The following is an 11,708-nucleotide window of genomic DNA, read 5'->3' on the forward strand; positions in this document are numbered from 1 at the left end:
TTCTTTTATTAGTTTTTAAACAAAAAATGCTTGTCTTAGCAGTTTTGTTTAACTTTCCGGGAGCACTTCAATTTTGTTTTTTGTTCACTAATAAAAAATAGTTTGCTTAAAAAATTTGCTAACTATTTTTTCTTTTTCAGTTTAGCTCAAAGAGCAGCTAATGAAAGTGGAATCAATCCCAAAAGTGATAATAATCATCACAATTTGTTAGTTGGTTGTGATTTAGAATTTTGATTATCAACCAGCTCATCTTCTGGTAAGTGGATTGGACGTGTTCAATCTTGTCCTAATATTTTTTTTAATTCAGTAATTTCTGTTTTATATTTTGTAGCACCTAAGGTTTCAAGTTTGACAATTTTTGCTAAAACTTGATTTACTCTTGTAATAATATCTTCAGCTTCTGAAAGAATGATATTTAGCTGTTCTTTTCAATTACTTTCATTTGGATTAATAGCATAAATTTTTGCTTTTAGTGATTCTTTAGTAGCTTGTGATAAATGTTTATATTTTGCATCATTATCGATCATATCAATTAATTTATCTTTAAATTTATTGACTTCAATATTTCCATCTAAATCTGCAGTAGCTTGTTTAATTTTAACAATCGCTTCATTAATTTTATCCTCATTAACTCCGGCTTTAAAGCGATTTAGAATATTGTCATCAGGATTGGTGATTTGTTTTGCAATTACCTCATTTAAAGCATTCACAAATTTTTGATCTTGTTCAACACCATTTGTTGACGCTGTGTAGGTTGGTGTCTGTCTTACTGATAAGTAGTTATCAATTACTTCTCTTAAATCATTAAAGTAGTTATTAATATCTAAAATATTAGCAACTACTTTTTGAATATTTTCAATATTTTCTTCCTTAGATTTATCTAAATCAACAACCTCAGCAATCTTGTCTTTGGCTTGTGCTTTGGCTTCATCAGAAAGATTTGGTAACTTATCAATAAAATCATTTTGTTTTTTGATTTCATCATTAATTGCTTTAATGTCATCAACATATTTATTTAAATCGTTCAATGAAGTAGTAGGGATGCCTTCTTTAGCTTTTTCACGATCTTTAGGCAATAAATTAGTTAGCTCATCGATTGTTTTTTTGGCTGCATCAAGATTTTTTTGTCCATCTAAAGCTTTGATTGCTTCATCGCTAGCTGTTTTCCCTTTATCTAATTTATCTTTAGTGGTTAAATCCAATAGGTTACTATCTTTTAAATTTGTTAACTGTTTTAAAGCTTCATCAAATTGTTGTTTTTTATCATCGCTAGCTAATTTATAATCATCACTAGTTTTAGCATCATTTAATTTTTTAATTTCTTCTTCAATTGTTTTTAAAGTATTTAATGCTTCATTAGCTTTGTCACTAATTTCTTTTATATCTTTTTTCGAAGTAGCATTATTAACTTCCTCTTTAATTGCATTTTTAGTTGCTTCATTTAACGGATTTAATGTATTACCTGGATTGGTTTTATCAACTAATTCGTTTTTTGCTTTTTGTAATTCGGTATCACCATCTAAATTATTTAGTGCTTTTTCTATGTCTTTAATTGCTTGATCTAAATCAGCTATTGTTGTTGTATCTTTAATTTTACCTTGTAACTCGGTTGTGGTACTTGGTGTGGTTGGTGAGTCTAAAACATTGTCAGTTGCAGCTCTAACTGCTTCATCTTGCTCAGTTTTATTTTCTAAAGTTGCATCTTTATATTTGGCACTATCCATTGCATCTTTATATTTATTATATGCATCTTTTAAATCATTAAATTTGTCATTTAAATCTTTTGCTTTTTGAGTCAATTCATCAAGCTTTTTAGCAATCTCAGCAACTGAATTATTAGCATCAATTGCTTTGGCTTGATCTTTTAAAGCTGTTTTAGCAGCATCAGAAAGATTTGTTTGTCCATCAATTGCTTGAATTGTATCAGCTAATTTTTGTGCAGTTTCTTTTGCTTTATTAACTTCATCAGTTAATTTTGAATTGCTTCCATCTCCTGAAGTGGCAATTGTATCTAAATTATTTTTAATGTCATTTTTAACTCTGTCTGGTAAGTTAGTTAGTTTGTCAATTTCTTCTTTAGCTTTTGCTAAATTAGTATTACCATCAAGAGCGGTTTTAGCTGCATCAGCATCACTCATTGCTGTATTAGATGTAGTTTTATTATTCGGATCAAGAAGATTTTTATTTAGCTCTTCTTTTAACTTTGTAATTGCATTATCATAAACTGTTTTTTCAGCATCAGAAGCTAATTTGTAATTTGGATTATTTTTAAAATCTTCTAATTCTTTAACTTTATCAGTTAATTTATTATGCGTGTCAAGAGCTTCTTTAGCTTTTTGATCAATGTCATTAACTTCAGCTTTAGTGTCGGTATTGGCATTGTTAATTTCATCTAAAATAGCATCTTTAGTTGTTTCATTTAATTTATTGTAAATTCCATCCGAGTTATTGACTTTGTCTTTTAAGTCTTTTTTAACATCATCAACTTGCTTGGTGCCATCTAATGAATTGAGTGCATCTTTAATTTTGGCAATTGCAGCTTCAACATTAGCTAGTGTTGTATCAGCTTTTAAGGTTTCATTATTAATTCTGTCAAATTCACTTGCAAAATCATTATAAGTTTTATCTTTTAAAACAGATTTTAATGCTTCTTGAACTTTTTGGTTTTGTGAAATTTGATTTGCTGGATCAGCTTCTAAATATTTTGGGGTTTCCATAGCGGCTTTGTATTTTTCTGCCGCATCAGCAAGCTCAGCAAATTTAGCTTCAAGAGCTTTGGCATTATTTTCATGTTTTTTAATTGTATTTGTGATTGCGGTTTGGTCAGCTTTGATGTCAATATTAGCAGCTTTTACTTTAAATTGAGCTTGCAATTCCGGTGATAAGTGATTTAATTTATCAATTTCAACATTAGCATTAGCGATGGCTGCATTTACTGCAGTAAATTTTGTGACCAAAGCATCTAAAGCAACCTTGCTATTAGTTTCTGCTAAATTATTAGCTTGAGACTTTATCGCAGCTCTTTGTGGTTCTGCAGGGATATTTGTCATACCCTCAATATTTCTAAGAGCTTTTGCTAAATTGCTATTACCATCTAAAGCATTATTTGCATTTTTGGCAGGGGTTGAAAGCGCATCAACTGCATCGGTTGTTTTATCGTATAAATTATCATTAGCTAAAGCATTCTCTAATTCAGTGAGTTTTGAATCAAAATCTGCTTGTTTAGTTGGATCAGCTAATTTGTAATTTGCTGTTTCTTTTGCGGTTTTTAAATCGTTAATTGATTGTTGCAATTTATTTTTGTCTAATACAGCTTGATTTGCTTTGTCTTCAATGTCTTTTAACTTTGCAAGTGTTTGTGCTTTATTAGCTTCATCAATAATTGCAGCTTTCGTTGTTTGATTTAAAGTGCTTAAATTTGCATCATTAGTTAATTTATCTGTTAATTCTTTTACTTTCGCAGCTAAAACTTGTTCACCATTTAATTTACTAAATCCATCTTCAATTGCTTTAATCGCTGTTTTAATATCTTCAGCATTTACTGTTTTGAATTTTGAACTACTAATATCATAATCTTTTACTAAGTCACCGCTAGGTAAATTATCAATCACATTCATAACCGTGTTTTTTATTTCTTGATCAATTGCATTAACATCATTTGCTAAATCATGTTTTATAGTACCGATTGTATCAGTGTATTTTTTTAACTTTGTTTGTAATTGATCAAATTGGTTGTGTACTTCTGTTAACTTATTAACAATTTCATCGCTTTTCGCTTTTACTTCATTGCTTGAAAGGTCTTTGATGTTGATTTTATTAATTTCATCTTTTGCATTATTTATAACAGTTTTATTTAAATGGTTTAAATCAGCAATCTTATTTTTAGCAATTTTTACTTTTTCATCAATTGCTTTAAAATTCTCCACAGCTGCATCCAAATCTGTCTTTGAAGTTGGATTACCTGCTGCATTAGTTGGTGAATTTGCAATTTCATCTAATTTAGCTTTTGCTTGTTCTTTTTGATCATCACTTAAGTTAAGTAAATCATCAATTACTTTTTTAGCAGCTTGTAGGTGTGCATCACCATTTAATGTTACATTTTTAGCTACATCAATATTTTTTTCAGCTTGATCTACATTAGTTTGATCAAATAAGTCTTTAGTTAAATCTTCATTTAATTTTGCTAATGCTTCATCTAAATTATTTTTATTTGCTTCATCAGCTAATTTGTAATCCGGAGTAGCTTTTTTAGTTGTTAAATCAGTAATTTGTGTTTTAACTTTTTCAATTACATCTTTAGCAGTATCAATGCGATCTTTGATTGAATCTAAATCATTTAAATTAGATTTAGATTCAATTTCTTCTTTTAGTTTATTTTTAACACCGTCTGGAAGATCGCTTAATGGTGATTTTTTTAATAAATCCTTCAATTCATTTTTTTTGTTTTTTAAAACCACTTGATCACCATCAAGGGCAGCTTTGGCATTTTTGATGTCTTCAACTGCTTTAGTAATTTTTGCTAAAGTAGTTCCTGATGCTAGTTTTAAATTATCAACTTTATAATTTTTTGTTAATGTTGCTGGTTTTGTTAATTTTGGATCAACAAGTGTATTTAAGGCTGCAAATACTGTATCATTTTGAGCATCTTTAGTAGTTGCATGATCATAAGCATTAGTTCCAATTGTGCTTTGATAATCAATAAAAGCAGTATTAACTTTTGAATATTCATTATTTAATTTTTGGGCTGTTGTTTTTACAGCATCTATTAGTGCTTTAAAATCATCTAAGTCTTGATCTAAATTATCTAAATGAGATTCTGCAATTTTATTAATTTGCTCATCAAATTCACTTGCCAAATTAACCGAAATGTGATTTAGTGCCCCAATCTCTTTTTTAATAGCTTCGGCATAATCGGTTTTTTGTTGTTTTAAAACAGCTTCACCATTTAAGGCAGATTTTGCAGCCGCAATTGTTTCTACAACTTTAGTGATTTTATCTGAAGTAGTCCCCACTTTCATTTTAGGATTAACAATTTTATATTCATTATTAAATGGATTTGGTTTTGCAACTGGGGTTTGAAGTATTTCATTAAGTGCATCAAATAATGCTTTGTCTTGAGTATCAGCATTAGTTGCTTTTGTATATTGCACTTTATCTAAAACAGCTAAATAACCTTTTAAAGCTTGATCAACTTTATCATATTCATTATTTAGATTTTCGGCGGCAGTTTTAATTTTAGCTACTTCTGCTTCAAAAGTTTCTTTATTCTGCGTTTTATTATCTTTTGGTAAAGCTTCAATTTGATCAGTAAATTCTTTTACCAATTCTGGTGATAAATGATCTAAATTACTAATTGCAGTTTTGGCCTCATTAGCAAGCTGAGTTTTTTGTGTTTCTAAAACAGTTTCACCATCAAGTGCATTAATTGCAGTTTCAATTGCAACAATTGCTTCAGTAACTTTTGCAACATCATTAACACTTAATTTTCCATCATTAATAGCGCTTGTATTTGTTAATGTTGTAAGCTGTGGTGTTTCTAAAATTTTATTAACAGCAGCGATAATAGCAGCATCTTGAGCGTCTTTATTAGTAGCTAAATCGTGTTTTGCGCTACCGATAAGATCAGTGTAGTTTTTTAATTTTGTAGATAATTCAGTAAATTTATTATTTAACTCTGTTGCTTGAGTAACAATTGCAGCATTTTTTGCTTTAATTGTAGCTTTATCTTGTGTTGTGTCAATATTTTCTAATTTATCATTGAAATGATTTTGCACACTTGGAGTTAAGTTAGTTAATCCTGATATTGTTGTTTTTTTAGCTCCAATATCACTATTAATGTCCTGATAATCGCTTACTAATTTATCTAATTTAGCTTTGGTATCAATTTTTGCTAAGTCATCCATTTGAGTTTTGATATCAATGCGTTCAGTTGAATTAATATTAGTTAATTTATCAATTTCATTTTTGGCTTCAATTTTATTATTCTTACCATCTAAAGCACTTTTAGCATCTTGGGCAGGTTTTGAAAGCGTGTTAATTTCATCTGTTGTTTTATCATAGATATTTTCATTAGCTAATTTTGATTCCAATTCTGCTAATTTTGTATCAAAATCATTTGCTTTATTTGTTGAAGCCAATTTGTAATCTGCTAAATTTTTGACAGCTTGTAAGTCAGCTAGAATTTTTTCTAGTGCAGTTTTATTTTCTAATGCTTTATTAGCTTTGTCTTTTACATCATTTAGTTCAGCTTCAGTTTTAGCTGCTTTGGCAGCTTCTGTAATTGCTTGTTTAGTTGCATCATTTAACTTTTGCAAATTTTCATCACTACTTAATGTAGTAACAAAAGCATTAATTTTGTTTTCTAAAACTTTGTCGCCATTTAATTTGCTAAAAGTTTCATTAATTTTAGTAATTGCTGTCTGTACATCTGCAGCAGTGGCTACTTTTAATTTGTTAGCACTAATGTCAAAAGTTTTAGTTAAATCTGTTGCAGTTACATCATCTAAAACTGATTTTAAGGCATTTAGCACATCTTGATCTAGTTTGTCTTTATCATAAGCAAGATCATGTTTAGTTTTGCCAATTGTATTAGTGTATTGATCTAGCGCTTCTTTAAGTTTGATAAATTCATTATTTAAGGCAGTAGCTTTATCCACGATTTTAGCAATTGCTTTTTGAGCTTCTTCGGTTGAAATATTAGTGATATCAATTGCTTCTAAAGCTGTTGCAAATGCTTTTTTATTACTTTCATTAACGTGAGTTAAGTTAGTAATAGATTCTTTATTTGTTCTTAAGGCATTATTAATAGATCTCAATGTTGCATCAGCTGTATCAAGTGTTGTTTTATTAGCTACTTGCGCTCGATCCATTAATTTGGTTTCTGCTTGGGTTTTTTGAGAAACTGATAAATTCTCTAGTCCAGCAACTTTGGCTTTTGAAGTAGATAAGTTTATATCGCCATTTAATTCCGGAATTGCTGTGGCTAATTTTTCATTTGCTTTAGCCACTTCTGATGCATCAAAAATATCTTTCTTTAAAAACTCATCAATTTTTGTAATTCAATTATCAAATGCTAGTTTTTTATCATCATTAGCTAATTGGTAATTATCAGTTGTTTTATTAGCTTTTAATTCAGCACTTTTTTGATTAATTTTGGTAATTAAATCAATAGCTGTATCAATTTTAGCTTTAATTGAATCTAAGCCAGTTAAAGTATTCTGCTTTTCAATATCTTTTTTAATTGTATTAATAAATTTGGCATCAATAACATCTTTAAATGGGGTATTGTCAAGTTTTGCATTTAATTCTTTTTTAAATTCATCTAATGCAACTTGCTCACCGTTTAACGCCGCTTTAGCTGCTGTAATTTTCGCTACAGCTTTAGTAATTGTATCTGTTGTTGTGCCTAATTTAATTTTTGGGACTGCAATTGTATAGTCTTTGGTTAAATTTCTAGGCTTTGTAACACTTGGTTCCAACACTTCATTTAGTGCTGCAAATACTGCATCATTTTGCTCATTTTGATTAGTTGCTTTAATGTATTTAGTTTCTTCCAATGTACTTAAATAATCTTGTAAAGCATTAGCTAATTTATCATAGTCATTATTTAAATTGTTAGCTTCTGTTTTTAAAGTATCAATTGATGACTTAAAGTCATCTAGTGATTGAGTTGCATCATTAGCATTAGCTGTAACAAGTGCACTAATTCGATTACCAAATTCAGTTACTAAATCATCTGAAAGATGTGATAAGGCTTTAATTTGGTTTTTGATCTCATTAGCATATTCTGTTTTTTGTTTTTTAAGAACATTTTCCCCGTCAAGTGCTTTTAATGAATTATCAATTGCATTAATTACTTTAGTGACGTCAGTATCATCAGTTACACTCAAAGTTCCACTAGCAATACTTGTTTTGTCAGTTAATGCAGAAACAGTCGGTGTCGCTAAAACCTTAGTAAGTTCAGCTATGACTTTATTATCTTCATCATCTTTGTTAGTTGCTAAATTGTGTTTTGGTGTGCCAATTACATCTGTATAAGCTTTTAATTTAGCTTCTAAATCTGAAAATTTAGCATTTAATGTTGTAGCAGCATTAAGATCTTTAGCAAGTTTTGTATCAATTTGTGTTTTATCTAAACTAGGGTCAATATTTGATAATTGGTTTTTGAAGTGTTTTTGAACTTCGGACGATAAATGCGATAAACCAGCTATTGTACCTTGTTTTGTTGCAATATCGTTATTTACTGTAGTGAATGTAGTAACTAAATTATCTAATTTGGTTTTATTATCTGTTTCATTTAAATTTTGAGCTTTTGTAACAATTGCTGTTCTTTGTGTAACCTCAATATTTGTTAAGTTATTTAATTTTGCAACAGCAGCTTCTAAATTTTTGTCTCCATCTAAATCAATATCATTAAATGTTTTTAGTGTTTCTTTAGCTTGTTGTAATTTTGTAGCTTCAAATAAATCCTGATTTAGTAGGCTTTCAATATTATTTTTAATTGTATTAAAACTTGCTCGCTTATCTTCGCTAGCTAATTTGTATTTTGCCAATGCTTCCATATTTATAAGTTGACTAACTTTATCATTGATTTCTTTCACAACTGCATTGGCATTATTAATTTTTGTCTCAATTAAATTTAATGATTCTAATGTTGTTGCATCATTAATTTCTTGAGTGATTTTTTGGATTATAGCAGAATTTAATTTACTAAAAGGCTCTTTAGCTAATTCTGCTTTTAAAGCATTTTGTTTAGCTATTACATCTCCATTTAATGCAGCTGTAGCAGCATTAATTAGTGAAATTATTTCTTGAACTTTTGTAGCATTTGCTCCAGGTTTAAACATAACTCTACTATTAGTTTGTAAATCATAAGTACTGTTAATATCTCTAGATAAGCTAATTGTTACTACTTCATCAATTGCAGATAAAACTTTTTCTTTTTCAGTATCTCAATTAGTTGATAATTTACCATTAGTTTCAATGTGGTATTTATCTCTAAATTTAGTTAAAGCCGTATTCATTCCGGTAAATAAGTTATTTAAAGTAGTTGCTTCTTGTTTAATTTCATTAACTTTTGTTTCAAAAGATGTTAATGTTTCTCCTACATTAGTTTTATTTAAATTATCCAATCTTGTTTTGAATTCATTTTTTAAATCATTATTTAATTTATTCAAGCTATTAATTGCAGTTTTAGATTGGTCAGCTTTTACTTGTTTTTGACTTTGAAGTCGTTCAATTCCATTTAAATTATTTTTTGCTGTCGTTCCAGCTTGAACTAAGTTTGTAAGTGAATCAACTGTGTCGCCAAAAATATTTGTAGTATTTTTAGTTTTTAATGCGGCCAAAGCATTATCATAAGCTGTTTTTAAATTTTCATCTGATAATGTGTAATCAATATTAGTTTTATATGATTCCATTTCAGTAATTTTATCTTTTAATTCTTTAAATGCATTAGCAATTTCTGTAGCTTTGCTATCAAGTGAATTAACTTCAGAAACTAGACGAGCTTCATTAATTTTTGTTTCAATTACATCTTTTGTTTCTTGATTTAAATTACTTAGTGGCAAAGTTTTCAATTTATCTTTTAATTGTTTTTTTCTAATTTCTAAACCATTTAATTTAGTTTTAGCTTGTGCTCCATTAGAAATAAATTTAGATAATTCATCAACTGAGTTTGCAAATAAATTAGTATTTGATTTATTTTTTAGAGATTGTAAAGCCTCATCATATTCACTTTTATTAGTTGCTAATGTATATTCGCCATTTGTTTTATAGGTTTCCATATCTGAAATAACAGATTTTAAATATTTCAGTTCCTTATTTAAATCATTAGCTTTGGATTCTATATCAGAAAGTTCTGAAGAATTTTTTGCAGCGGCAATTTTATTTTTTATATCATTTTTAGTTGATGTGTTTAAATTAACTAACGGTTCTTCATTTAATTTATTTATTAAAGCTTGTTTTTTTCTTTCAAATTCTTCAACACCATTTAAATCTTCTTTTGCTTGATTTATACTTGCAATTATCGATTGAACTTTTTCTGGATTTGGACCAAATTTTAATTTAAAATATTGTAAATCATATGATTTACTTACATAATTATCAGCGGTTTTTCTAAGTGAACCATCAGGTTCTGATGGGTCTACAAAAAGTTCTGATAAAGCTTTGAAAACTTTTGTATCTTCTTCTAATTTATTGCTTGCTTCATCGTATTTAATTGTACCAATAGTATTTTGGTAATTTTTAAAAGCTTCAACAATTGTATGAAATTGATCATTTCTTTCTTTGGCTCCAACAATTAATCTATCTATTATTTTAATATATTCATCATTTGGTTTGTTTAAATTAATTCTTCGTCTACCTGTATTATTTATTAAATTAATTATTTGTTGTTTATATTCATTGGATAGTTTGTCTAAATTATTAATTTCTTGAATTTTTTGTTCTAGTGTTATTAAATTTTGATTTGATTCTACTAATCCATCAAGTTTATTTCAAGCATCAATAATTTTTTGCTTTTCACTAATTATTTCAGGTGTTGAAATATTGGCTGTTTCTGCATTTTTAATAGCATTATCAAATTCTTCTTTTAATCTTGGTGTTGATTTTTGATACTTGGCTTCATTTTTTTTAATTTTATATGAATTAATAAAAGCTTTAAATTCTTCCATTTTTTTGGTTGCTTCATTAATATCTTTTTTTCATTCCTCAATTTTTGCTAAATAGGTGTCATCTATGTTATTTCTTTCGCCCATTTCATTTTCTCGTATAGATCTTAAATTATCTATTATTCAATTATTAAAATAAGCTTTTATAGCAGGTGTTAAAACTTTTCTTGAGGCAACTTCTTTAAGAAGAATGTTTTCAAATCCATCAAGGGCATTTCATTTTTTATATAGATCTTCCCCTAATTTTTGAATTTCAACAAAATTAATTACATTGTATTTTGGATTAGATAAAGCGTTTTCAGCATCTTTCATTGCTTGTTCAAAAATAGGTCTAATAAATTTTTCTGTTTGAGAAAAATGAGGGTAATATTTTCCACTAGGATTGTCCATTATTTTTTTCATAGCTATATAGCGCTGATAAAGCTCAGCCATATCAGATTCAACTTGGCGAATATCATTTTTTCCAAAAGCATGGGCATTACCATTAGCGAATGCTTCTTTTTGACCAGGGGTTAAATTTTTGATATTGTTAACAGGATTTTCAATTCAACCCATAATACTTTCACCATCATATCAGTCATTAGGTCCATTACCTACCCGCGAAATGGCAATACTTGATGCTATTAATGGAATGGTTGATAAAACAAATAAACCAGTTTTTCTTAAATTCTGCAATTTAAAATTATTATTTGTTTTTTTCATAAAAACCTTCTTTCAAAAAATTTAATCTAATTAATTTTATTAAATTAGTAAATTGATTAATTAAAATTAATTAGTTTAATCCTGAATTAATTTCTTAAATAAAAAAATTATTTTTGAATATTTAATAATTTTTTAGCAAAAATAAAAAACAACTAATAAATAGAACCAAATATGCCTTATAATTATTAGTTATCTATATTTTAATATATATATATATATATATATAAGCAAATAGTTAAAATCACTTAAATTAAAAATTAGGTAACTTTAATCTTATATATTTTGAAAGATAAATTTTTAATTTCATTTCGTTAAATTATTGTAGTTTAAAAAAAT

The 11,708-nt window shown here is 27.8% G+C and carries 1 protein-coding gene; it reads right to left on the reverse strand.

Translation table 4 applies throughout. From position 1 onward, the window contains the following. Positions 1-122 precede the first annotated feature (122 nt). Positions 123-11,372, reverse strand: coding sequence for a hypothetical protein (locus ACW95P_RS03280; protein WP_457961805.1), 11,250 nt, complete (start codon positions 11,370-11,372; stop codon positions 123-125). Positions 11,373-11,708: the final 336 nt, after the last annotated feature.

It is taken from the genome of Mycoplasma pogonae (assembly GCF_054170725.1).